Origin of the sequence: Sphingobium agrisoli (genome assembly GCF_041877245.1) — a bacterium.
GTDB lineage: Bacteria > Pseudomonadota > Alphaproteobacteria > Sphingomonadales > Sphingomonadaceae > Sphingobium.
The window spans coordinates 1-24,301 of sequence record NZ_JBHDJI010000014.1 but is presented as its reverse complement, the minus strand read 5'-3'; the positions used below and the strand labels follow the sequence as shown (position 1 = coordinate 24,301).

General features: G+C 65.6%; 17 protein-coding genes. 13 read left to right on the top strand and 4 right to left on the bottom strand.

The genetic code is table 11. The annotated features are described in order from the left end of the window. Positions 1-58: 58 nt before the first annotated feature. The 3 genes from ACETPF_RS18490 to ACETPF_RS18480 are packed head-to-tail and all read right to left on the bottom strand — an operon-like array spanning position 59 to position 2,843. Positions 59-1,120, bottom strand: a complete 1,062-nt coding sequence (locus tag ACETPF_RS18490) for an alpha/beta hydrolase (RefSeq protein WP_373936078.1) — start codon at positions 1,118-1,120, stop codon at positions 59-61. Between the two features lie 25 nt (positions 1,121-1,145). After that, on the bottom strand, positions 1,146-2,156 hold the full coding sequence (locus tag ACETPF_RS18485; protein WP_373936077.1) for a cupin-like domain-containing protein: 1,011 nt from the start codon (positions 2,154-2,156) through the stop codon (positions 1,146-1,148). Between the two features lie 3 nt (positions 2,157-2,159). Next, positions 2,160-2,843, bottom strand: a complete 684-nt coding sequence (locus ACETPF_RS18480; RefSeq protein ID WP_373936076.1) for a SapC family protein — start codon at positions 2,841-2,843, stop codon at positions 2,160-2,162. Positions 2,844-3,106: 263 nt separating this feature from the next. Here ACETPF_RS18480 and ACETPF_RS18475 point away from each other — a divergent pair, with 263 nt between their 5' ends. The 5 genes from ACETPF_RS18475 to ACETPF_RS18455 all read left to right on the top strand — a co-directional run bounded on the left by ACETPF_RS18475 (position 3,107) and on the right by ACETPF_RS18455 (position 12,453). Continuing rightward, a complete protein-coding gene (locus ACETPF_RS18475; protein ID WP_373936075.1) occupies positions 3,107-5,962 on the top strand; it encodes a TonB-dependent receptor in 2,856 nt (951 codons plus the stop codon). A 63-nt stretch (positions 5,963-6,025) separates the two neighbouring features. Next, complete coding sequence (locus ACETPF_RS18470; RefSeq protein WP_373936152.1) at positions 6,026-7,564, top strand: tryptophan halogenase family protein; 1,539 nt, start codon at positions 6,026-6,028, stop codon at positions 7,562-7,564. Positions 7,565-7,643: 79 nt separating this feature from the next. Next, on the top strand, positions 7,644-8,765 hold the full coding sequence (locus tag ACETPF_RS18465; protein ID WP_373936074.1) for a glycoside hydrolase family 43 protein: 1,122 nt from the start codon (positions 7,644-7,646) through the stop codon (positions 8,763-8,765). A gap of 97 nt (positions 8,766-8,862) precedes the next feature. Then, the gene (locus tag ACETPF_RS18460; RefSeq protein WP_373936073.1) at positions 8,863-11,487 is read left to right on the top strand and encodes a glycoside hydrolase family 3 C-terminal domain-containing protein; all 2,625 of its coding nucleotides are present in this window, start codon (positions 8,863-8,865) and stop codon (positions 11,485-11,487) included. Between the two features lie 21 nt (positions 11,488-11,508). Beyond that, positions 11,509-12,453 (top strand): alpha/beta hydrolase, encoded by a 945-nt coding sequence (locus tag ACETPF_RS18455; protein WP_373936072.1) that lies wholly within the window; start codon positions 11,509-11,511, stop codon positions 12,451-12,453. Positions 12,454-12,466: 13 nt separating this feature from the next. Here the strand turns inward: ACETPF_RS18455 and ACETPF_RS18450 are convergent, their stop codons facing one another. Further along, positions 12,467-13,183, bottom strand: coding sequence for an arylesterase (locus ACETPF_RS18450; protein ID WP_373936071.1), 717 nt, complete (start codon positions 13,181-13,183; stop codon positions 12,467-12,469). Here ACETPF_RS18450 and ACETPF_RS18445 point away from each other — a divergent pair. From ACETPF_RS18445 to ACETPF_RS18410, 8 genes are all read left to right on the top strand, one after another. Further along, positions 13,182-13,883, top strand: coding sequence for an ABC transporter ATP-binding protein (locus ACETPF_RS18445; RefSeq protein ID WP_373936070.1), 702 nt, complete (start codon positions 13,182-13,184; stop codon positions 13,881-13,883). The genes ACETPF_RS18450 and ACETPF_RS18445 overlap by 2 nt on opposite strands. Then, complete coding sequence (locus ACETPF_RS18440) at positions 13,880-16,402, top strand: ABC transporter permease (RefSeq protein WP_373936069.1); 2,523 nt, start codon at positions 13,880-13,882, stop codon at positions 16,400-16,402. Before ACETPF_RS18445 ends, ACETPF_RS18440 begins: the two co-directional genes overlap by 4 nt. 43 nt (positions 16,403-16,445) lie before the next feature. Then, positions 16,446-17,057, top strand: a complete 612-nt coding sequence (locus tag ACETPF_RS18435; protein WP_373936068.1) for a TetR/AcrR family transcriptional regulator — start codon at positions 16,446-16,448, stop codon at positions 17,055-17,057. A 307-nt stretch (positions 17,058-17,364) separates the two neighbouring features. Beyond that, positions 17,365-17,763: a hypothetical protein gene (locus tag ACETPF_RS18430; RefSeq protein ID WP_373936067.1), complete on the top strand. Its 399-nt coding sequence runs from the start codon at positions 17,365-17,367 to the stop codon at positions 17,761-17,763. Beyond that, positions 17,760-19,031, top strand: coding sequence for an efflux RND transporter periplasmic adaptor subunit (locus ACETPF_RS18425; RefSeq protein ID WP_373936066.1), 1,272 nt, complete (start codon positions 17,760-17,762; stop codon positions 19,029-19,031). Before ACETPF_RS18430 ends, ACETPF_RS18425 begins: the two co-directional genes overlap by 4 nt. Positions 19,032-19,109: 78 nt before the next feature. Then, positions 19,110-22,292 (top strand): efflux RND transporter permease subunit, encoded by a 3,183-nt coding sequence (locus ACETPF_RS18420; RefSeq protein ID WP_373936065.1) that lies wholly within the window; start codon positions 19,110-19,112, stop codon positions 22,290-22,292. A gap of 11 nt (positions 22,293-22,303) precedes the next feature. Next, positions 22,304-23,725: an efflux transporter outer membrane subunit gene (locus tag ACETPF_RS18415; RefSeq protein WP_373936064.1), complete on the top strand. Its 1,422-nt coding sequence runs from the start codon at positions 22,304-22,306 to the stop codon at positions 23,723-23,725. 31 nt (positions 23,726-23,756) lie between these two features. Then, positions 23,757-24,014 carry a hypothetical protein gene (locus ACETPF_RS18410; RefSeq protein ID WP_373936063.1) on the top strand — a complete coding sequence of 86 codons (258 nt, stop codon included), beginning with the start codon at positions 23,757-23,759 and terminating at the stop codon, positions 24,012-24,014. The last annotated feature ends 287 nt before the right edge of the window (positions 24,015-24,301 follow it).

Here is a 24,301-nt window from a genome sequence, read left to right as displayed (position 1 = left end):
ATCATTCACACCATTTGCGTACCGCGTACAGCTGTACAGCTCGCTGTCCAATTGCGGCTCAATCGAACGCCAGATGGGCGCTGAAAAAGGGCAGCAGCTTGTCCTGGAACCGCCATGCAACTCTGTTGGTATGGTCGCCTTCGTACATCTCGAAGCTGTTGCCGATGCCATAGCTGTCGAGCACCTCGTGCAGTTTCTGCGCGTCGGCCTTCAGCCCGTCCTTGTCGCCGACATCGATCGCGATCGCCTTGTACCGCTTCAGATTGCCGGCATATTGATCGACAAAGGCCAGCGGCGCATTGGCCGCCCATTTCGCCAGCACATCGGCCTGCACCGCCCCGTCCTTGACCGGCAGGTCGAGGTAGAGTGGCGGGTTCCTGGGGTTGGGGGACCAGGCCGCCGCCGTCGCCAGCTGCGCCCGCAACAGGAAGGGCAGCCCCGCCGAATCGGTCGGCGACTTCACCGCCTCCAGCGCCTTCATCGCCGCCGGGTCCGCCTGCGCCATGCTGCGCGCCGACAGGCAGCAGGGGCTCATCATGTAGAGCGCGCCGAACTGGTCGGGATATTTCATCCCGATCCGGCTGGTGCCGTATCCGCCCATCGAATGGCCGGCGAGACCCCGGCTCTCCCGCCGCGCGATGGTCCGGTAATGCTCGTCGATATAGGCGACCAGATCGCGCGCGATGAAGGTCTCGAAGTCCCCGGTCGTCACCGACCGCGAATACATCGACCCGTTATGCACCGTCTTGGCATCGGGCAGCACCAGGATCATCTCCCGCGCGCCCTGCGCGAAGGCGTTCTCCACCGTCCGGGGCACATGGATCTCCCCCGTCCATTGCTCCGCCCCGATCGAATAGCCGTGCAGAGCATAGACGACCGGATAGCGCCGCTTGGGATTCGCCTTGTAACTGGGCGGCAGCACCACCAGCACGTCGCGGTCGGCCACCTCGCCCTCCAGATTGCCGGCGATCGAGGGCGCATGGACCTTGATCCGCTCGATCGTGACGGGCCTGGCCCCTGCGACCGCCGCCGGCCCCTCGGTCCGCATCTGCGCCACGGCGGGCATCCCCGCTGCGGCAAGGGCGGCGATCGCGAGCGCGGCTGTGATGGTCCTTGTCATGGTCTCTCCCTGTCTTGATATCGTCTTACGCCCCGCGCAGCATCCGCATCACCAGCGTGCGGATGCGGGCGTAATTGCCCTCGCCTAGTGGCCCCAATATTCCGTGCTTTTCGGCCGGCATATGGGCGAGCGGATGGCCGTCCGGCCGGAACACATAATGATCGAACCAGGCGCGCCATGTCGCCCGCTCCGGCTCGGGCCGCTCGGCGATGGCGATCATCGCCAGCATCATCGCGGCATAGGGCGAATCGGGGCCGGCGCTGAACCCGTCCCACCAGTAATTGACCAGCAGGTTGACCGGCTCCAGCGCCTCGACCTGATGCCACCAGAGCTTGGGCAGATAGAGCGCGTCCCCCGGCCCCAGCTCGACCGTCATCGCCTTGTCCTGTGCAGCGGCGAATCGGGGGTAGAGCGACTCCCCTTCCGCCGCGCCGGCCGCCAGCGAGATCGGCTGGCCCGATAGCGTATGGTCGATCGGCCCGACATACAGGTCGCCGATCGCCTCGGGCGGGTAGAGGGTGAAGCGCCGCCGTCCCACCGCCACGCAGGCAAGATTGTCGAACATGTCATAGTGGCAGGCCACGGTGCCGGCATTGCCGATCCACACCCTCGGCCGCACCGTCGCGGGCAGCAGATCGCAGCCATTCTCGTCGGCAAACCCCGGGAAATGCCGGTCGGCCGGCAGCGACCCCAGATAGCCGGTCTCCTCCGCCCCCGCCGCATTGGCCGCCACTCGCGCCAGCGCCTCGCGCACCGGCATCACTGTCCGCGTGAAGTTGAACCCGCCCGGCCCGTTGCCATAATGATAACGTCCACACAGCGTCGCATCGGCCGAGAAATACTCCGCCTCCTGCCCGCCATCGCGCCGCGCCAGATAGCCGATTGCCCCCGCCGCCCCGGCCTGCACCGCCGGCCATCCGGCGCACAGCCCGCGCACCACGAACGGCCGGCAAGCGACCGCGCGCCGCCGCAGTCCGTCCGCGCCGCCAAGCTGCGCGGCCTCCACCTCTTCCAGCGATGCCGGATGATAGCGCACGACTCAGGCCGCTTGCGCCAGCCGCTCGTTGCGCCGCCGCGCCATCAGCGCAATATGGTGCAGCGACCCCGCCATCGCATAGGCGAGCTGCAGCTGCCCCGCCCGGAACAAAGCGAGCGCGGCGTCGTCATCCAGCTCCCCGATCGCGTCCAGACTGACCGTGTAGAGCCCCTCCAGCCGCAATTTCTCTCCATCGTCGAAGCTCAGCGAAATATCGATCGGCTCGACCAGCCGGTGCTTCAGCAACATGGCGATGAAGGCCTCGGTCGCGTCATTCCCGGCCATCAGCCGACCCAGCGCCGCCTGCGCGCGGCGTAGCAGCGGCGCGGGCGCGCCCTGCGCGTCGAACATCGGCTCGCCATCGCCCGCGAATCGGCGATGCGCCCGGTCCACCGCGATCGACTCCTCGACCGCGAAAAACCCCTCCCGGTCGGCCTCCAGCGGGCGGAAGGCGGGCTGGCCGTCGGGCGAATCGACCAGCAGCTCGCCCGGCCGGAAACCCAGCAGCGCCCCCATGTAGAAAGCGCCGCTTTCGGCATGTTTGGACAGCAGCACCGGGCAACTGGCCGCCGCCACCGGCGCTTCGGCGGTCACGATCCGCACGAACGGACTGTCGGTCACCGCTGGCGGCCGCATCCGCAATGTTGCATGTTTGCCACTGTCGAGCAGTTCCAGCGCGTCCATCATCCTCTCCCCATCATTCAGGCTTAGCCTCGACCGGCCAATTTCCGACATTTTCCGCCTTTATCACGTCTTGTTATTTACCCATACAATTTGGCTTGATCGTCGGTTTCGATAGCGCTAACATTTCTCCATAACAAAAAGAAGGCTCTTCATGACGGTTCGAGTTCCGGGAAGCGGAACCGGCGCATGCGGGGGCTGACGATGGGCGTCGCGGCATTCGGGCCGCGATGTTCGGGCGAGACAGTGTCTTGAACAAGGGGAGGATCATGAAGACCCAATTCCACCGTAACCGCCTGTCTGGCGCAGGCCGCAAGGGTCTGGCGCTGACGGCCAGCTGCCTCGCCATGGCGGCCACCCTGCCCGCCTTCGCGCAGCAGGCCGCCGTTACCGAGGCCAGCGAAGCAGACATCATCGTCACCGGCATCCGCGGCTCGCTCCAGCGCAACCTCGACATCAAGCGCACATCGTCCGGCGTGGTCGATGTGATCTCGGCCGAAGACATCGGCAAGTTCCCCGACTCCAACGTCGCCGCCTCGCTCCAGCGCCTGCCGGGCGTGTCGATCCAGCGCAACGGCGCACGCGGCGAGCCGCAGGGCATCACCGTGCGCGGCTTCGGTGGTGACTTCAACGAAACGCTGGTCGATGGCCGCCGCATCTCGACCGCATCGGGCGGCCGCTCGGTCGACTTCACGACCGTAGGCGCGGACTTTGTCGGCCAGCTCGCCGTCTACAAGACCCCTGAAGTCTCGCTGTCGAGCAGCTCGATCGGCGCGACGCTCAACATCTCCTACCCCAAGCCGTTCGACAAGCCGGGCACCCGTATAGCGCTCAGCGCATCGGGTTCGGTCCAGGACGAGGCCGGCAAGGTCGTTCCGACCGTGGGCGGCCTGTTCAGCACCACCTTCGCTGACGACACGATGGGCATCCTGGTCGACGCCATCTACACCCGCCGCGACACCCAGACCAACCGTGTCTATGTGTCAGGCTGGCAGGGTGGCCGATATCGTCCTTGCCAGCTGACGGCAGCCTGCACCGCGGACCAGCTCGCAGCCCCCGGAACGGTTGTCGGCTGGTATCAGCAGCAATATGGCGCCGATCAGCGCTATACCAAGGATGAGCGCATCGACGGCCGTATCGCCTTCCAGTGGCAGCCGTCGGATGATGTTGTGCTGACCATCGACGACAATTATTCGAGGCAGAAGGTCGAAACCAAGATCGACGGCTTCGGCGTCTGGTTCAACCAGGGCGATCTGCGCAATGTCCAGCTGGATGAGAATGGCACGACCGTCAATTTCACCCAAGCGGGCACGCCGACCGACTTCACCGCCGGCACTGACAAGAATATCCTGGAAACCAACCAGGTCGGCCTGAACCTGAAGTGGGACGCCACCGAGAACCTGACCTTCGATGCTGACGCCAGCTATTCCAAGAGCCGGCTCAATCCCGACGGTCAGGTCAGCAGCGAAGGCGCGGACATCGGTTATGGCGGTCTGCTGGGCACCACGCTGGGCGTGAAGGTGAGTGGGAACAGCAAGAACAGCTTCCCCGAATTCACTGCCTATGGGCCTGGCGGCGATCAGTCGCGCTGGACCGACCAGTCGATCATCGGCTCGCACGTCACCGTGCGGACCGCGCAGAAGAACAGCGACGAGATCAAGCAGTTCCGCCTGGGCGCGACCTGGAAGCAGGACGATCTGACCATCAAGGTCGGTGGGCGCTACATGGAGGACGAGTTCTCGCTCCAGAACCGTAACACCTTCGCCAACAACTATTGGCAGGCCTGGGCCGGATACGGCGCTCCCTCGGGTCGTAACTCGGGCGTCCCCATCCCAGCGAGCCTGATCCAAGGCACGATCAACACCAAGAGTTGGATCCCGGGCTTCAAGGGCAACCTGCCGCCGGTCCTGCTCAACTATGACGCACGCGCTTACTCCAGCTATCTGGAAAGCCTGTGGAAGGGGCCAGGCACACCGGGCTTCAACACCGGCTGCTGCGCCGGCTTCAACGGCCCGATCGATCTCGCGCTCGATCCTGGTAGCGTCCAGAACATCCTGGAGAAGAGCTGGTCGGCATGGGTCAGCGTCAACTTCAAGACCGAAATCGCCGGTATGCCGTTCCACTTCAACGCGGGCGGTCGCGAGGAAATCACGAAGGTTATCTCGTCCGGTATCGGTCGCTTGCCGACTGGGATTACTGGAAGTCTCGCGGACCCGACGCTTCTGACTGTAGCATTCACCGACTCGCAGCCGGTGTCCACGAGCAGCAGCTACTCCTACTTCCTGCCGGCCATCGACATGAAGCTGGAACTGACCGACAGCTTCCACCTGCGTTTCGATGCGTCGCGCACGCTGACCCGGCCAGCGCTTAACACGCTGACTCCGGTCCTCAACGTGGGTAGCGGCCAGCGCGTCGGCGCTCTGACGGCCACCGGCGGCAACCCGGCGCTCAAGCCTTACCTTGCGGAAAATTTCGATTTCGCGGCGGAATGGTATTACCAACGCAACTCCTATGCGGCGGTGAACTTCTTCATCAAGGATGTGTCGAACTTCATCGTTGCGGGAACGGAGCGAGACACCATCAACGGCGTGATCGACCCATCCACCGGTCAACCGGCTGTTTTCACCATCTCGCGGCGCGTCAATGGTCCGTCCGCGACGGTGAAGGGGGTCGAGCTTGCCTGGCAGCATGTGTTCGGGGACACCGGCTTCGGCTTCAACGCCAACGCCACCTTCGTCGAAACCAACAAGCCCTATGATCGCACCGATCTTTCGCAGAGCGGCTTTGCGGTTACCGGGCTCGCCAACTCGGCCAACCTCGTCGCCTTCTATGACAAGAATGGCTATGAGTTCCGGGCGGCGGTCAACTGGCGCGACAAATATCTGCTCCAGTTCGGTCAGGCGCAGAACAACTCGGCCTTCGGCGCGGAACCGACCTTCGTCAATTCGGCGCTTCAGATCGACCTCAGCACCAATATCCGGCTGACCGATCAGATCAGCATCTTCGGCGAAGCGCTCAACATCACGAACGAGACCTACAGCACGCATGGCCGGTTCTCGAACCAGCTGCTGGACGTCTATGGCTATGGCCGCCGCTTCACGGCGGGCGTTCGCTTCCGCATGTAATCTGTCTCGCCCTGGAGGGGGTGTCGGTTGACATCCCCTCCCTTTTCCATGGTATTTTCATTCATGGTCACTCCGGTCCGCAACATCGTCATCGTCGGCGGCGGGACCGCCGGATGGCTGACCGCAGGCATCATCGCCGCCCGGCACAAGGGCCGCGCCGACTTCTCCGTAACCTTGGTTGAATCGCCCAACACCCCGATCATCGGCGTGGGCGAGGGCACCTGGCCTACCTTGCGCACCACCCTGTCGCGCATGGGCGTTTCCGAAACCGACTTCTTCCGCGAATGCGACGCCGCTTTCAAGCAGGGCGCGCGCTTTGCCCGCTGGACCACCGGCGCGGCCGACGACGGCTATTATCACCCGCTGATGCTACCCCAGAATTTCGGGCAGGTGAACCTCGCCCCGCACTGGCTGGCGGAGGATCGCGGCGAAAGCTTCTGCGACAGCGTCTGCGCGCAGGGCCGCATCTGCGACGAGGGGCTCGCCCCCAAGACGATCGCGACCGCCGAATATGACGCGCTCGCCAACTACGCCTATCATCTCGACGCCGGCAAGTTCGCGCCCTTCCTCCAGCGCCATTGCACCGAAAAGCTCGGCGTGCGCCATGTCCTTGCCGATGTCGAACAGATACTGATGCGCGACAATGGCGACATCCGCGCCATCAGCACGACCCAGGCCGGCGAGATCGCGGGCGACCTGTTCGTCGATTGCACCGGGTTCAAGGCGATGCTGATTGGCGAGGCCATGGGCGTGCCGTTCAGGGATTGCAACGACGTCCTTTTCTGCGACACCGCACTCGCCATGCAGGTGCCCTATGATCGGGCCGACAGCCCGATGGCATCGCACACCATATCGACTGCGCAGAGCGCCGGATGGATCTGGGACATCGGTATTCAGACCCGGCGCGGCATCGGCCATGTCTATTCCAGCAATCACATCTCCGACGAAGAGGCCGAACGCGAACTGCGCGCCTATATCGGCCCAGCCGCCGAAGGGCTGAACGCCCGCAAGATCAAGATCCGCTCCGGCCATCGCGAGACCTTCTGGAAGGGCAATTGCGTCGCGGTGGGCCTGGCCGCCGGCTTCCTTGAGCCGCTGGAGGCGTCCGCCATCGTGCTCATCGAATTGTCGGCCAAGATCATCGCCGAACAGATGCCCGCCTGCCGCGAGGTGATGGACATCATCGCCTCTCGCTTCAACGCGACGACCCTCTATCGTTGGGGCCGGATCATCGATTTTCTCAAGCTCCATTATGTGCTGACCCAGCGCACCGACAGCGATTTCTGGCGCGACAATGTGCGGGAAGAGAGCATTCCGGAGCGGCTTCAGGAACTGCTGCTGCTCTGGCGCTACCAATCGCCCTGGTTTCATGACGAATTCGACCGGGTGGAGGAGGTCTTCCCCTCCGCCAGCTATCAATATGTGCTCTACGGAATGGGCTTCCGCACGCAGGTGGATCCTGCCTCGCTTGGCCGCGACAGCCGCGTGGCGGAACGGACGCGGCGCGAAAATGCAGCCCTGACGCAGAAACTCTGCGCCGGCCTGCCCCGCCATCGCGACCTCATCGACAAGATCGTGGCGCACGGGCTCCAGCCCGTCTGAACCGCGCGTCCGCACGCCGATCAGCGTTGCACCGACGATATGATAGCGCTATCAACGGCGCAGCGAGGAGAGGAACAGCATGAAGAAGCATATTATCCTGAGCAGCCTGCCGCTGGCGATCGCGGCGCTGACATCGGCCTGCCAGCAGGCCGAAACGGCCAACAACAGCGCCAATGCCGCTGCCGCGCCCGCCCGGCGCGATGCGTCTGAATATCTCTCTCAGCCGCTGGTCAAGGATATCTACACCGCCGATCCGTCCGCCCATGTCTGGGACGGCAAGATCTACGTCTATCCCAGCCACGACATCGACGGACCCACGCCGGAGGACGATCTCGGCGCGCATTTCGAAATGCGCGACTACCGCATCCTTCGCATGGACAAGATTGGCGGGCCCGTAACGGTCGGCCCGGTCGCGCTCGACGTCAAGGACGTGCCGTGGGCCGACAAGCAGATGTGGGCGCCCGACGCTGCTAAGAAGGGCGACACCTATTATCTCTACTTCCCCGCCAAGGACAAGGAAGGCGCCTTCCGGATCGGCGTCGCCACGTCGAAAGACCCGATGGGTCCGTTCAAGGCCCAGCCGCAGCCGATCAAAGGCAGCTTCTCTATCGACCCCGCCGTATTCACCGACACCGACGGTCAGAGCTACATGTATTTCGGCGGCATCTGGGGCGGCCAGCTTCAACGCAACCTGACCGGAAAATATGATCCGAACGGGTCCAAGACCGACCTCGCGCAGGACGACAAGCCTGCCATCGCCCCGCGCGTCGCCAAGATGAGCGGCGACATGCTGGAATTTGCCGAAACCCCGCGCGAAATCCGAATCGTCGACGACAAGGGCAAGCCGCTGCTGGGCGGCGACCACGACCGCCGCTTCTTCGAGGCGTCGTGGATGCACAAATATAACGGCAAATATTATTTCAGCTATTCGACCGGCGACACCCATTATCTCGCCTATGGCATAGGCGACAGCCCCTACGGCCCCTTCACCTACAAGGGCCGCATCCTTGAGCCGGTGGAAGGCTGGACCACCCACCATTCGATCGTCGAATGGGGCGGCAAATGGTGGCTCTTCTACGCCGACAGCCAGCTGTCGGGCCAGACCCGCCTTCGCAACGTCAAGGTGACGGAGCTCAAGTACAACCCGGACGGGACGATCCAGACGATCAATCCGTTCGTGAAGAAAGGCGCTGCCGACTGAGCGCGCCCGGGCGCGGGGGAAGTGCCCTCTCCCGCGCCCATCCATAATTACGAGCCTATGCCGAACAGCGGCGTGCCATCCTGACCGGGAGACAGACATGAAGACCGCCACCCTCCTGCGCGGGGCCGCCGCCACATTCTGCCTGTCCGTTTCGCCGATCGCCCTCTCGCAAACGACCGATGTCTGGAGCGAAGCAGATGGCAAGGCACGGGCCATCGTGAACCAGCTGACGCTGAAGGAGAAGGTTGATCAACTCCTCAACACCGCGCCCGCCATTCCCCGACTCAACATCCCCGCCTATAATTGGTGGACGGAATCGCTGCACGGCGCGATCGGCGCGGTGCCGACCACCAACTTCCCCGAACCCATCGGCCTCGCCGCCACTTTCGACGCGCCGCTCGTCAAACAGGTGGCCTCCGCCATCAGCACAGAAGTCCAGGCGCTGCATACGCTCGGCCGCCAGACCGGGCATCTGGGCCGCATCGGCACCGGGCTCGACACATGGTCCCCCAATATCAACATCTTCCGCGATCCGCGCTGGGGGCGGGGGCAGGAAACCTATGGCGAAGACCCTTTCCTGACGGCGCGGATCGGCGTCGCCTTCATTCAGGGGATGCAGGGCGACAATCCCGACCTCCCCAACGTCGTCGCCACACCCAAGCACTATGCCGTCCATTCCGGGCCTGAGCCGAGCCGCCACACCGACAATATCTTCGCCAGCAAGCGCGACCTGGAGGACACCTATCTCCCCGCCTTTCGCGCCGCCATCGTGGAGGGCAAGGCCGGCTCGATCATGTGCGCCTATAACCGCGTCGATGGCGAGCCCGCCTGCGGCAGCCCGATGCTGCTGACCGACTATCTGCGCGACGCCTGGGGATTTAAGGGCTATGTCGTGTCAGACTGCGATGCCGTGGTCGACATCTACGATCATCACAAATACGCCCCCGACGCCGCGACCGGCGTCGCCGTCGCGCTGCGCCGGGGCGTCGACAGCGAATGCAACAATGCGACGCTGGGCGGCAAGACGGGGCTTGGCGACCGCTACAAGGATGCGCTGGCGAAGAACCATATCAGCGTCGAGGATATCGACACTGCGCTCGTCCGCCTGTTCTCGGCGCGTCTGCGCAACGGCGATCTGCCCGGCCTTTCGGCGCGCAAGCCCAACGCCATGCCGGTCAAGGCGATCGGCACGGCGGAGCATCGGGCGCTCGCCCTCGACACCGCAGAAAAAAGCCTCGTTCTCCTCAAGAATGACGGCATCCTTCCCCTGAAGCCCGGCGCCAGGATCGCGCTCGCCGGCCCACTGGCGGACGCCACCCGCGTGCTGCGCGGCAATTACAGCTCGGCCAAAAGCGCGCCGCCCATTTCGATCGCGGACGGTCTCAAGCAGGCAATGCCCGGCGCCGCCGTCACCCTGATCCCGTTCAGCCCGTCCATCACCGACGGCGATCTAGTCCCCGGCACAGCGCTGCGCACGCCCGACGGCAAGCCCGGCATCCGCGCCGAATATTATAACGCCACCGCCAAGGACCAGTATGAGGCCAAGCCGGTCCTGGTCCGAACGGAGGAGAGCATCGTTTCCCGCGCGGCCGAGTTCAAGCAGGTTGCGAACGAGCATAAGGTCATTTGGAGCGGCTACCTGATTGCGCCCGAAACCGGCCTCTACCGCCTCGCGCTGACCGGCGTGAAGGGCGAGGTGTCGCTGAACGGCAAGCCGGTCGTCTCCGCCAGCGAATATAGCCGCTGGGCCGAACCGCTGAAGCTTGTCGATGTGCCGATGACCAAGGGCCAGCGCTACGCCGTCCGCCTTCAGGGGCAGAGCGGCATCCCCGCCGCGCCCGCCATTTTCTGGAAGCGGATCACGGACAATCTCGACCGCGATCTTGCCGCCGGCGCGAAGGACGCCGATGTGATCGTCGCGGTCGTCGGCCTCACCTCCGACCTTGAAGGCGAGGAAATGCCTGTCAAGGTCGAGGGCTTCTCGGGCGGCGACAAGACCACGCTCGACCTGCCCGCCGACCAGCGCGCCTTCCTCGAAAAGGCGAAGGCGACGGGCAAGCCGCTGATCGTTGTCGCCATGAACGGCAGCGCCATCGACCTCAGCTGGGCGAGGGACAATGCCTCGGCCATCCTGGAGGCCTGGTATCCCGGCCAGTCGGGCGGCCTTGCCGTGGGCAATGTCCTCTCGGGTAAGACCGATCCGGGCGGTCGCCTGCCCTTGACCTTCTACAAGAGCGTCGCGGACCTGCCGCCCTTCACCGAATATGGCATGAACGGCCGCACCTATCGCTATTACCAGGGAACACCGGTCTATCGCTTCGGCGATGGGCTGAGCTACACCCGCTTCACTTACACCGCGCCCGCAATCGAACCGGTCGGCGGCGCGGTCGAAAACGGCATCACCGTGCGTACCCGCATCACCAACAGCGGCGCGCGGTCGGGTAACGATGTGGCGCAGCTCTATATCACTCCGCCTGGCTTCGAAGGCGCGCCGAAGATCGCCTTGCGCGGTTTCCAGCGCGTGTCGCTGAAGCCGGGCGAAAGCCGCGACCTGGTCTTCGCCCTGTCGCCCCGCGACCTGAGCTTCGTCACCATGGCGGGCGAGCGCGCGCTCATTCAGGGCGACTACCAACTGAGCGTCGGCAGCGGCCAGCCGGGCGGAACCGTGCAGACCCAGCAGGCCCGCTACAGCATCACCAAGAACGTTTCCCTGCCCAAATAACGAACATCGGAGAAGGATCTTATGACGCCATACAAGTCCCTGACCCGCCGCGTCGTGCTTAGCCTCGCCGCTTGTGCCCTCGTCGCGCCTGCCTGGGCGAGCGGACAGGAAGACAAGGACAAGATGACGCCGATCGCGACGCCCGCGCAAGGCGATGCGATCGAGCTTGGCACCGGGCCGCTCCCCGGCGCGACCGCCAAGGAAAGCTGGCACCGCCAATATGGCAGCAGCTTCGCCCGCAACGTGACCGTGGCGACGCTGACCCCCTTCCTGCCTGATCCCGCCAAGGCATCGGGCGCGGCGATCATCGTCGCGCCGGGCGGGGGCTTCCGCACGCTATCGATGGACAACGAAGGCTATGATGTTGCCAAGGCGCTCGCCGCGCGCGGCATCGCCGCCTTCGTCATCAAATATCGGCTGAACCAGACGCCCGCCGACATGGCCGGCTTCGAAAAGTCCATGACGGAAATGTTCGCCGGCGCGGCGCGCAATCCGCTGCCCGCCGCCAATCGCGCCGCGATGAACCTTGCGCCGCAACTGGAAGACGCCAAGGCTGCCTTTGCCCTGGTGCGAAGCCGCGCCGCGCAATGGCATGTCGATCCCGACCGGGTCGGCATGATCGGCTTTTCGGCGGGCGCGATGCTGACCATGGCGACTGCGCTCTCGACGGACGCGAAGCCGGCCTTCGTCGGCAATGTCTATGGCCCGCTCGGCACCATGACCGTCCCCGCCGACGCCCCGGCGATGTTCGCGGCAATCGCCGCGGACGATCCGTTGTTCGGCGGGCGCGACTTCAAGCTGATCGACGACTGGCGCGCCGCCAAGCGCCCGGTCGAGTTCCACCTCTATGAGCAGGGCGGGCACGGGTTCGGCATGTATCCCAAGACAACGACCAGCACCGGCTGGTTCGAGGCCTTCGCGGCCTGGCTCAAGATGCGCGGCTATATGGACAAGAAGGCGCAGTGATGCGGCGGTCAGGCTACGCCGCTGGCTTCAAGGCATCCGCCACCAGCGGCGCGAGCTTGCCGACGATCACCGTCACGCCCTTGTCGTTGGGATGAATGCCGTCGGGCAGCAGCAGGCCCCGCTGCCCGATCACCCCGTCCAGCATGAACGGGTAGAGTCGCGCCTCATATTTGCGGGCCAGTTCGGGATAGATGGGGTTGAACGCTGCGGCATAATCCGGCCCCATATTGGGCGATGCGAGCATCCCGGTCAGCACCACCTTGATGCTGCGCTTTTTTGCTTCGGCTAGGATCGCGTCCAGATTGGCGCGCGTCTCGGTCGGGCTGAGGCCACGCAGCATGTCGTTGCCCCCAAAGCCAAGCAGCATGAGGTCGGGCTTGCGCGGCAGTCCGTCGAGCGTGAAGGCAAGCCGCGCCAGACCCGCCGCACTCGTGTCGCCCGATACGCCGGCGTTTACGACCCGCGCCTTGATGCCCCGCGCGATCAGCACCTGTTCCAGTACGGGGGCAAGCCCATTGCCCTGATCCAGATTATAGCCGGCATAGAGGCTATCGCCAAACGCCACCACCAGCCGTTCATCTGCCGCCGGTGCCGCTGCCGGTTGGGGCCGCTCGGCCTTCGTCGCAGGCGGAGGCGGAGACGCGCCATCCGAGCAGGCGGCCAGATGGACAAACAGTGCCAGCGCCCCATATTGCATCAACTTGCCCGCCAAGGAGCGCTCCTTCCTCATGCTGTCCGACACAGTCGATGCCCCTATCGCCGTTGACGCGGCGAATGTCACCCTGATGCTTGGAACGCGCGACGCGCCGGTGTCGATCCTGAAGGGCGTCGATCTCGCCGTCCCGCTGGGGCAGAGCCTTGCCATATTGGGCCCATCGGGCTCGGGCAAAAGCTCGCTGATGGCGGTGCTGTCGGGGCTCGAGCGCGCGAGCGGGGGCAACGTGCGCGTGGGCGGTGTCGATTTCACGACGCTGGACGAAGACGGGCTTGCCCGCGCCCGCCGCGGCCGGATCGGGATCATCTTGCAAGCGTTCCACCTTCTGCCGACCATGACCGCGCTGGAAAATGTGGCCGTGCCGCTCGAACTGGCCGGCCATGCCGACGCCTTCGGCATGGCGGCAGACGAACTGAGGGCAGTCGGTCTCGGCCACCGCATCGACCATTATCCCGCCCAGCTTTCGGGCGGCGAACAGCAGCGGGTGGCTATCGCGCGCGCGGTCGCGGGGCGGCCGACCCTGCTGTTCGCGGACGAGCCGACCGGCAATCTCGACGCTACGACTGGGTCGGCGATCATGGACTTGCTGTTCGACCGGCAGGCGGCGGCCGGTGCCACGCTTATTATCATCACCCATGACCCGCTGCTCGCCCGCCGCTGCCAGCGCGTCATCGAGATGCAGGACGGCCGCATCGTCGCGGACCGAAACGCATGAGCGGACTTGGCTGGCGCGCAAGCTGGCGTATCGCGCGGCGCGACCTGCATCTGGGCTTTCGCGGTCTGCGCCTGCTTTTCCTCTGCCTCTTTCTTGGCGTTGCCACGCTGGCGGCGATCGGCAGCCTGACCGCCGCCATCTCGCAGGAACTGCGCGATCGAGGCCGGGTGATACTGGGCGGCGATGTCGAAATCGGCATGACCCAGCGCGAGGCGACCCTTCGAGACAAGCAAGCCTTTCGCCAACTCGGCGTTCTGAGCGAAACCATCCGCCTGCGGGCGATGGCGCAAAGGGTGGGGGACGGTTCAGCCTCCGCCCCGCCCGCGATCCTGACCGAACTCAAGGGCGTGGACGATGCATATCCGCTTTATGGCGCGGTCGCACTGCAAATCGGACGTTACCAGCCGCTGACCGCCGACCGCATACTGATCGGCGAAGCGCTCGCCGAGAGGCTAGCCCTGCGCCCAGGCGACCAGCTGCGCTATGGCGGCGCGGTCTTCTCCGTTCAGGCGATCATTGCCGAAGAACCCGACCGGCTGGGCGAAGGCTTCACCTTGGGGCCGGTCGCGCTGGTATCGCTCGACGGGCTGCGCCGCACGGGCCTCATCCAGCCCGGCAGCCTCTACAGCAGCAAATATCGCATCCGTTTGGAGCGCCGTTACGATCCCGCCGCCGTGGTCCGGGATTGGGAAAAGGCGCGTGCCGGCGAGGGCTGGACTTTCAAGGAGCGGGATAGGGCCGCACCCGGCGCCAACCGCTTCATCGAACGCATGGGCCAGTTCCTCTCGCTCATCGGCCTCGCCGCCCTCGTGATCGCCGGCATTGGCGTCAGCAACGGCGTTGCTTCCTATCTCGCCGGCAAGCGCGGCGGCATTGCCACGCTCAAGGTGCTGGGCGCGACGTCGGCGGACATCGCGCGCATCTACCGGCTTCAGATCGGCGCGGTGGCGCTGGTCGGCATCGGCGCAGGGCTGATGGTCGGGGCGGCGCTGCCGCCGCTGATCGTGGCGCTCGCCGGCGACGTGCTGCCCGTCAGTCCCGGCTTCCGCCTCCATCCGCTGCCGCTCACCACTAGCGCCGCCTACGGGTTGCTGATCGCTTTCCTCTTCACCTTCCCGCCGCTGGTCCGGGCGCGCACGCAGCCGGCCGCCGCCATCTTTCGAAGCGCGGTCGAGGCAGACGCGCGGATCGACCGGCGCGGTGTTGCGGCGATGGCGGTCGCAGCCACCTTGCTCGTCGCGCTGGCGCTCTTCAGCGCGCGCGATCCGCTGTTCGCCGCGTCCGTGCTCGGCGCGGTCGGACTTGTTCTCCTTCTGCTACTCGCGCTGGGCCTTGCCATCAGTCGGATCGCCCGCCGCCTGCCCCGGCCGCGCCGGCCCTTGCTGCGCCTTGCGCTTGCCAATCTGCACCGCCCCGGCGCGCAGACCGCCGCGCTGATCGTGGCTCTGGGCCTGGCGCTTACCTTGTTCGTAACGCTCGCCGGGATCCAGACCAGCCTCGACAGCGAAATCCGCAACGTCGTGCCGAAGAAAGCGCCCGCGCAGATCGTCCTCGACATTCCGGCTCCGCAAAAAGCGCGCTTCGAGCGCCTCGTTCATGCCCAGGCGCCCGAAGCGAAGCTCAACATCGTGCCGGTGTTGCGCGGCACGATCACCGCCTATGGCCGGCAACGGGTCGCCGACCTCGCCGAACTGCCCGAAGGCGCATGGTTCCTGCGCGGGGAGCGAGGCGTCACCTACAGCGACGTCCTGCCAGAGGGCAGCGAGCTGGTCGCGGGGAACTGGTGGCCAAAAGACTATCGCGGCCCGCCGCTCGTCTCGCTGGACGCGGAAGCGGCGAAGACGCTCGGCATCGACGTCGGCGACACGGTGACGGTCTCTATCCTCGGCCGTGAGATCGAAGCGCGCATCGCCTCGCTGCGGAAGGTCAATTGGGACACGATGGGGTTCAACTATATTCTCGTCTTCCCGCCCGCGACGCTGCAATCCGCGCCGCACAGCCTGGCCTCGACTATCACCATGGATGCGCGCCGCAACGCCGCCGTTACCCGCGCGCTACTGGCCGCCTTCCCCGGCGTGTCGGTAATTGCGGTGGGCGATGTTATCGACCAAGTCGGCACGATCCTCACGCAAATGGCGCGCGCGATCCTGGTTGCGGCATCGGTGGCGATCCTCGCGGGCATTGCCGTGCTGGTCGGCGCGATCGCCGCCTCTCGCCAGGCGCGCAGCTACGACAGCGTGATATTGAAGACGCTCGGCGCGACCCGCGGGCAGCTGCTGCTGGGCCATGCGCTGGAATATGGGCTGCTCGCGACGATTCTGGCGGGGGTGGCGCTGGCGCTGGGCAGCCTTGCCGCCTGGGTCGTCATCGTCCAGATTTTCGATTTTCGCTGGGCTCCTGACTGGGTGATCGTGCTGGCGACGCTGGGCGGCGGCGCGCTGTTGACGCTCGGGATCGGGCTTGCGGGGTCGCTGCCGCTGCTTTCGGTGCGGCCAGCGCGGGCGCTGCGGCAGATGTGATCGACTGGACAAGGCAGCCGGGGCGACCTATATACCGACCGGTATGAAAAGGGCAGCGGAACAGGTCACACGCGGACGGCCGCGGGAATTCGATCCCGAGGAAGCGCTGTCCGCCGCCCTTCAGGTCTTCTGGGAAAAAGGCTATGAAGGCGCATCGCTCGCTGAACTGACCGAAGCCATGGGCATCACCAAGCCCAGCCTTTACGCCTGTTTCGGCAACAAGGAATCCTTGTTTCACAAGGCGCTCGATCTCTACGAGCGCGATAAGCTCTGCTATATCCGCTCGGCCCTGGACGCGCCCACCGCGCGGGGCGTGGCCGAACGGCTGCTGCGCGGCACCCTTGATATCCAGACCGCCGGCAATGATCCGCGCGCCTGCCTCGGCGTCATCAGCATGGTCGCCTGCACCACCCAGGCCGACTCGATCAAGGCCGATGTGCTGGGCCGACAGGAATCCTCGCACCAGGCGTTGATCGAGCGGTTTGAGCGCGCCAGGTTGGAAGGTGATTTGCCGGCCTCGGCCGAACCGTCGGCGCTGGCCCGCTATCTGTCCGCCGTGATGCAGGGCATGGGCGTACAGGCCAGCGGCGGCGCGACCGAAGCGCAGTTGGAGCAGCTTGTGGAAACCACGCTCGCCATGTGGCCGAGCGCCTGATTTCATCGGCGGTTCAGAAAAATTACCGATCGGTACAGAAAGCGGTTGACGAGATGCCGCTTTGGATTATATACCGCCTAGTATGAAATCCGGCTGAGGCGTTGCCTCGAAGGAGGCCCAATGCACGTCATTCTTTGTACCTGATGGTCTGACGGCCGCTCGCGCGGCTGACGGACCCCACTTCATCATCATCCTGCCATGCCGATCGCGCACCGATCGATCCATGGCGCTCGTCCACCCGCGTCCACCGTGATCGCCCGAGCGGCTTTCGCGACAGGCGCGGCGTGAGACCCAAGGGGAATGGATCATGGCCTATATCGATTTTGCCCAGCCGCTGCCCGCGGCTGGGGGCGGCATCAGCTTGCCCGCCGTCGCGGCGCGTATCAAGGCGCTGGCGACAGGCTTTTCAGCCGAGGAATGGCAGATCGTGTCGCTCGCTCGCACCGACGGCCTGTCCTCGCTCCGCGATCCCGGCCTCTGGACCCGGCTTAAGACGTTGTTGTTCGGCCCGCAGCCGCACTTCCGCCTGGCAAGCGAGCGGCTGGAGGCGCTGCGCCGCCTTGCCGTCGAGGCCTGGCATAACGGCTTCGCCGTCCGCCTCTCCGCCATCGCCCGTTTCCGCAAGGCTGGCTTCAGCGACGGTCAGCTCGAATTGCTGCTGTCCGCGATCACCGCCGCGCGCCATCAAAAAGGGACTTACGCATGAACATGATCGTCAAGATCGATGCAGACACGCCGGCGCGCGCGATCGGGCCGAAAGAAGCGCGATGGCGGCGGCAGCCGCTGATCTGGGGGGCGCTGGCGCTCGTCGTGGCAGGTGGCCTCGCCTGGAAATTCGTCGGCCAGCCCGATGCACAAGCATCTGCCGCGCCCGTGGTGACGGTCGCCGTCGCGGCGCCGCTGATGCGGCCGGTGGTTCAATGGGACGATTATGTCGGCCGCTTCGCCCCCAGCCAGACGGTTGAGGTGCGGCCGCGCGTATCCGGTCCCGTCACCGCCATCCATTTCCGCGACGGTGATATCGTGCGAAAGGGGCAGTTGCTCTTCACTCTCGATCAGCGCCCCTTCCTCGCCGCCCTCGCCGAAGCGCGCGCCAATGTCGCCAGCGCCCGCAGCGCGCTGGCCCTCGCACAATCCGACTTTGCGCGGGTGCAGCGGCTGACCGGCGACGAAGCCGTGTCGGCGAGCGAGATCGACACGCTGCGCGCCCGGCTCCAGGCCGCGCAATCGGCGCTTGCCGCAGCCGATGCCCGTGCCCGACAGCGCGCGCTGGACGTGGAATTCACGCAGGTGCGCGCGCCCATCTCGGGCCGGGTGTCCGATCGCCGTGTCGATATCGGCAATCTCGTGTCCGGCGCAGAGGGCAGCGGCGCGAGCCTGCTGACCACGATCAATGCGCTCGATCCCATCTATTTCACCTTCGACGCCTCCGAAGCGCTGTTCCTGAAAAACCAGCGCGACAAGGGAGAGGCAGATGGCGCGGTCGAAATCCGCCTTCAGGACGAGGTCGGTTATCGCTGGAAGGGAAAGCTCGACTTCACCGACAACGGCCTCGATCCGCGCTCGGGCACGATCCGGGGCCGCGCCGTGCTGCCCAATCCCGACCTGTTCCTGACCGCCGGCCTGTTCGGCAATATGCGCCTGTCGAACGGGGGCAAGGTCAACGCGCTGCTGGTGCCGGATGAAGCGATCCAGTCGGACCAGGCGCGCAAGACGGTGCTGGTGGTCGGGCGCGACGATGTCGTCGCCGCCAAGCCGGTGCAGCTTGGCCCCGTCGTTGACGGACTGCGGATCATCCGATCGGGCCTGTCGCCGCAGGATCGCGTGATCGTCGGCAACCTCCAGGCCGCGATGCCCGGTTCCAAGGTGGCAACGCGCGTCGCGCCGGTCAGACCAGCAGCCGTCTCCGCACCGACGATCTCCGCCACCGACGCAGCCGCCCCGGCGGCATCCCAGGCGACCTTCGTCCACTAACGCTTTTCCCAAGGCAGCCGCGCCGCACCTCCCTTCGGGAGCAGGGCCGCGCTTTGCCCATCGCACAGGACAATTCCGATGCGTTTCTCCCGCTTCTTCATCGACCGGCCGATCTTCGCCGCCGTCATCGCGGTGGTCATCGCCGTGGTCGGCGCGCTTGCCTTCGTCGGCCTCCCGGTCAGCCAATATCCCGACATCGTCCCGCCGACCGTCACCGTGTCGGCCCAATATCCCGGCGCGTCGGCAGAGACGGTGGCGTCGACGGTCGCCGCGCCGATCGAGCAGGAAATCAACGGCGTCGACGACATGCTCTACCAGTCGAGCCAGTCGACGGGCGACGGCAAGGTGACGATCACCGTCACCTTCAGGATCGGCACCGACCTCGACGCCGCGCAGGTGCTGGTGCAGAACAGGGTGGCCGTCGCCGTGCCTCGCCTGCCCGAGGAAGTGCAGCGGTTGGGCGTCGTCACCCGCAAGACCACGCCCGAATTCCTGATGGTGGTCAATCTCCAGTCGCCCGACGGCACGTTCGACCGCGATTATCTGTCCAACTATGCGTTGACCCAAGTGCGCGACCGGCTCGCCCGGCTTGATGGCGTGGGCGACGTGCAGCTGTTCGGATCGCGCGATTATGCGATGCGCGTCTGGATCGACCCCGGCCGCGCCGCCGCGCTCGACCTGACCGCAGGCGAAATTGTCGCAGCGTTGCGGGCTCAGAATGTGCAGGTCTCGTCAGGCTCGATCGGCCAGCCGCCCTATGACCGGGGCGAGGCTTTTCAGCTCGGCGTCGAGATGCAGGGTCGCCTGACCACGCCGGACCAGTTCGGGCAGATCGTCATCCGCTCCGACGCGGACGGCCGCCAGGTGCGTGTGCGCGATGTCGCCCGCGTCGAGCTTGGCGCGCAGGATTATGGCATCAACACCTATCTGTCGAACAAGCCCACCGTTGTCATCGCGGTGTTGCAGCGCCCCGGCTCCAACGCGCTCGACGCGGCGGATAAGGTGAAAGCTGAAATGGACGCCCTGTCGCAGCGCTTTCCAAAGGGCCTCGAATATAGCGTCATCTACAACCCCACCGAATTCATCAGCCAATCGATCGACGCGGTCTATCAGACCCTGCTCGAAGCTGTCCTGCTCGTTGTTCTGGTGATCCTCGTGTTCCTTCAGAACTGGCGCGCCGCGATCATTCCGATCATCGCCATTCCGGTGTCGCTGGTAGGCACCGCCACCATCCTTGCGGGCCTGGGCTACTCGCTCAACAACCTCTCGCTGTTCGGGCTGGTGCTGGCGATCGGCATCGTGGTCGACGACGCGATCGTCGTGGTGGAGAATGTCGAGCGCAACATCGCGCGCGGCATGACCCCGCTGGAGGCGGCGCGCACGTCGATGGATGAGGTGTCGGCGGCGTTGGTGGCGATCGTGCTGGTGCTGTGCGCGGTGTTCGTGCCGACGCTCTTCATCACCGGCATTTCGGGCGCTTTCTACCAGCAGTTCGCCGTCACCATCTCGACCGCGACGATCATCTCGCTGATCCTGTCGCTGACGCTCTCGCCGGCTGCGGCGGCGCGGCTGCTGCATGCCAAGCATGGCCCGCGCGATCGCAGCGGCGACCCGCTCTGGCGGCAGAAGATGGGCGTGGCGGTCGATGCCTTCAACAACGGCTTCGACCGGATGAGCGTCGGCTATGCGCGGCTCACCCGCTGGCTGGTCGCGCGTCCCAAGAAGATGCTGATGACTTATGCCGGCCTGATCGTCGCCACTGGCGCGCTGTTCTGGGTGACGCCAGCCGGTTTCATCCCCTCGCAGGACCAGGGCTATTTCCTGGCCGTGGTCCAGCTTCCCTCCGGCGCGTCGCTCGAACGCACCGACAAGGTGACGCGCGAAGTGGCGGAGAAGATCCTGCCTATCAAAGGGCTGCGTGGCGCGGTGATGTTCGCCGGCTTACACGGCCCATCACAGACGCAGGCGCCCAATTCGGCCGCCGTTTATTTCCCTTTCAAGACCTTTGCCGAGCGCAAGGAGGAAGGCGTCACCTATGCCGACATCATGGCGGAGGCGAACAAGGCGGTCGCCGGCTATGACAAGGCCCGTATCCTGCTCGTGCCGCCGCCCGTCATCCAGGGCATCGGTTCGGCAGGCGGCTATCGCCTAATGCTGGAGGACCGGCAGGATCGGGGATACGCGGAACTCAACCGCGTCGCCAACGACTTCATCGGCAAGGCGAACCAGACCCCCGGCCTCGCCATGGTGTATAGCCTGTTCGACGTCAGCACGCCGCGCATCTACGCCGATGTCGATCGCGCCAAGGCCGACCTGATCGGCGTGCCGCCACAGCGCGTGTTCGAAGCGATGCAGGTCTATCTCGGCTCCGCCTTCGTCAACGACTTCAACCTGCTCGGCCGCACCTATCGCGTCACCGCACAGGCGGATGCGGATCATCGCGGGAGCGTCGCCGACATCGCCAACCTCAAGACCCGGTCCAATAGCGGGGGCATGGTGCCGATTGGTTCGGTCTCCACCTTCCGCGACAAGACCGGCCCCTATCGCGTCGTCCGCTACAATCTGATGCCGGCGGTCGAAATCGACGGCGACACCGCGCCCGGCTATTCGTCCGGCCAGTCGCTGACGACCATCGAGAAGATGAGTGCCGCCCTGCCCGAAGGCTATGCCGGCGAATGGACGGGCATCGCCTATCAGCAGAAAAGCGCGGGTAACACCGCAGGCATCGTCTTCGCCATGGCCGTCTTCTTCGTCTTCCTGGTGCTGGCGGCGCAATATGAGAGCCTGACGCTGCCGCTATCGATCATCCTGATCGTGCCGATGTGCCTGTTCGCGGCCATGCTGGGGATCAACCTGCGCGGCATGGACAATAATATCCTCACGCAAATCGGCCTCGTCGTGCTGATCGCGTTGGCGGCCAAGAACGCGATCCTGGTGGTCGAATTCGCCAAGCAGGCGGAGGACGAACAGGGCCTCTCGCCGGTGGAGGCGGCGGTTCAGGCGGCGCAGACCCGCCTGCGCCCGATCCTGATGACCAGCTTCGCCTTCATCCTGGGGGCGGTGCCGCTGGTGATAGCGGAAGGGGCCGGCGCGGAACTGCGGCAGGCGCTGGGCACGGCGGTCTTTTTCGGCATGGCCGGTGTCACCGCCTTCGGCCTGCTCTTCACCCCCACCTTCTATGTCGTGTGCCGCGCGCTGGGCGATCGTTTCGTGCGTGGCCGGCCCGGACAAGCCGACGCTGCGTTGCAGACGGCCGAATGAGGACAAACACTATGACCAAGCATTTTCTTGCCTTGCTGCTGGGTGCGAGCGCGCTCACCGCTTGCGTCGCCGGTCCCGATTACAAGGCGCCGACCACCCCCACCGCCACCGCCACCGCCGCACCCTTCATCGGCGCTGCCAACCCTGCGGTCAGCACTGCCGCCGCGCAGGATCGCTGGTGGACGCTCTATCGTGATCCGTTGCTCGATCGGCTGGTGGAGGACGCGCTCGCCGCCAATACCGACATAAGGGTGGCAGTGGCGCGGATCGAGCGCGCGCGCGCCTCGTTGCGCGGGGCGAAGTCCGACCGGCTGCCCAGCACCGGAATCGGTGCGTCGGCGACTTATAGCCGCACATCGGACGTGCGGTCGCTTCCGGGCATAGACCGGGAAAACTGGGTGCTCGATGGTGGGCTGGACATCTCCTATGAGGTCGATCTGTTCGGCCGGGTCAAGCGCGGCGTGGAGGCCGCGCGCGGCGACCTGGCCGCCGTGCAGGCCGATGCGGACGGGGTGCGCGTGGCGGTGATCGCCGACACGGTGCGCGCCTATTTGGACGTAACGGCGACCGCTGAGCGGCTGGATGTGGCGCAGCGGACGGTGGCGCTGCTCGACCAGTCGATCCGCATTACCGGCGCGCGGTTCGAGGTGGGGCGTTCGGATCGGCTGGACGTGATCCGCGTCACCGCGCTGCGCGACCAGCAGAAGGCAGCGATCCCGGGACTTCAGGCCGATCGCGACGCCGCGCTGTTTCGCCTGGCGACCTTAACCGGGCGCACGCCGCAGGATCTTCCCGGCACGGTACGCGCGGCTACCCGGACGCCCCAGCTCACCCAGCCGATCCCCGTCGGAGATGGACAAGCGTTGCTTGCGCGCCGTCCCGACGTGCGCGCGGCCGAGCGGCGGCTGGCGGCCGACACGGCGCGGGTCGGGGTGGCGACCGCCGACCTATATCCCCGCATCACGCTGGGCGGGTCAGTCGGCACTACGGCACTGGGCGGTAACAATCTGCTGGGCGGTGGACCGCTCAACTTTCTGCTCGGCCCGCTCATCAGTTGGGCCTTCCCTAATCAGCAGGCGATCCGCGCCCGCATCGGCACGGCGAAGGCGGATAGCGCCGCCTCGCTCGCGCAATTCGACGGCATCGTGCTCCAGGCGCTGGAGGAAACCGAGCGGGCGCTGTCGGTCTATGCCCATGCCATTGAACGGGCGCAAACTCTGACCGCCGCGCGCGACGAAGCGGCGCGGGCGACACGGATCAGCCTCGCTCGTCAGCGCGAAGGGCGCATCGATTTCCTGACCGTCCTCGATACGCAGCGCACCCTCGCCAGCGCCGAATCCGACCTCGCTACGGCAACCCGTGCCCTCTCCTTTGCCCAGGTCGATCTCTTCCGGGCGCTGGGGGGCGGATGGGGCGAAGCGTCGCGCTCTTGATTTTGCGGCCGGGTCATGGTCTCGAAGCGGGATGGACAAGACGAAAGGCGTCGCCGCCCTCCCCTGGGATCAGCCCGCGACCATGATCGACCTCGACGGTAAGCCGCCGCTGATCGGCACCATACGCGACTGCGCGACCCATTTCGCCCTCTACAAGCCGCACGCGCAGGCGCAGGCGCGCGTGCTCCTCACCCAGCCGGTGCATCGCGAAGGGCGCGCGACCCGCACCTGGCTGCTGGAGCCGGAGGAAATCGCCGCACTGGTCGCGCGGCTGCGCGCCGAAACTTAGGGCAGCCCCACCCATGATGTGCCGGCTCGAACAGGGCTGGTGGACAAGTGGAAAAAAAGCCGTTGACGCGCCTGACGGACAGGCGTAGAGGCCCACTCCCCGACGCGGTGCGGGCCATTTCATGGCTCTAGTCGAATCGGTCGCCAACAATTTGGACGTGGTATCCTGGACGCGAGGACGGGGTGGCCTGGTTGTCAGGTTTTGGTGTGTTCTTTGACATTGTAGATTGATGAAGGGACATGTGGGCGGCGGCTCCGGTTGTTCATGGCTTTCGGGCATGGATTGAT

Bases quoted from the DNA above. Each gene is read 5' to 3' on its own strand.
- ACETPF_RS18490 (WP_373936078.1), bottom strand. From the start codon at position 1,120: ATGACAAGGACCATCACAGCCGCGCTCGCGATCGCCGCCCTTGCCGCA.
- ACETPF_RS18480 (WP_373936076.1), bottom strand. From the start codon at position 2,843: ATGATGGACGCGCTGGAACTGCTCGACAGTGGCAAACATGCAACATTG.
- ACETPF_RS18475 (WP_373936075.1), top strand. From the start codon at position 3,107: ATGAAGACCCAATTCCACCGTAACCGCCTGTCTGGCGCAGGCCGCAAG.
- ACETPF_RS18470 (WP_373936152.1), top strand. From the start codon at position 6,026: ATGGTCACTCCGGTCCGCAACATCGTCATCGTCGGCGGCGGGACCGCC.
- ACETPF_RS18465 (WP_373936074.1), top strand. From the start codon at position 7,644: ATGAAGAAGCATATTATCCTGAGCAGCCTGCCGCTGGCGATCGCGGCG.
- ACETPF_RS18460 (WP_373936073.1), top strand. From the start codon at position 8,863: ATGAAGACCGCCACCCTCCTGCGCGGGGCCGCCGCCACATTCTGCCTG.
- ACETPF_RS18455 (WP_373936072.1), top strand. From the start codon at position 11,509: ATGACGCCATACAAGTCCCTGACCCGCCGCGTCGTGCTTAGCCTCGCC.
- ACETPF_RS18445 (WP_373936070.1), top strand. From the start codon at position 13,182: ATGCTGTCCGACACAGTCGATGCCCCTATCGCCGTTGACGCGGCGAAT.
- ACETPF_RS18450 (WP_373936071.1), bottom strand. From the start codon at position 13,183: ATGAGGAAGGAGCGCTCCTTGGCGGGCAAGTTGATGCAATATGGGGCG.
- ACETPF_RS18440 (WP_373936069.1), top strand. From the start codon at position 13,880: ATGAGCGGACTTGGCTGGCGCGCAAGCTGGCGTATCGCGCGGCGCGAC.
- ACETPF_RS18435 (WP_373936068.1), top strand. From the start codon at position 16,446: ATGAAAAGGGCAGCGGAACAGGTCACACGCGGACGGCCGCGGGAATTC.
- ACETPF_RS18430 (WP_373936067.1), top strand. From the start codon at position 17,365: ATGGCCTATATCGATTTTGCCCAGCCGCTGCCCGCGGCTGGGGGCGGC.
- ACETPF_RS18425 (WP_373936066.1), top strand. From the start codon at position 17,760: ATGAACATGATCGTCAAGATCGATGCAGACACGCCGGCGCGCGCGATC.
- ACETPF_RS18420 (WP_373936065.1), top strand. From the start codon at position 19,110: ATGCGTTTCTCCCGCTTCTTCATCGACCGGCCGATCTTCGCCGCCGTC.
- ACETPF_RS18415 (WP_373936064.1), top strand. From the start codon at position 22,304: ATGACCAAGCATTTTCTTGCCTTGCTGCTGGGTGCGAGCGCGCTCACC.
- ACETPF_RS18410 (WP_373936063.1), top strand. From the start codon at position 23,757: ATGGACAAGACGAAAGGCGTCGCCGCCCTCCCCTGGGATCAGCCCGCG.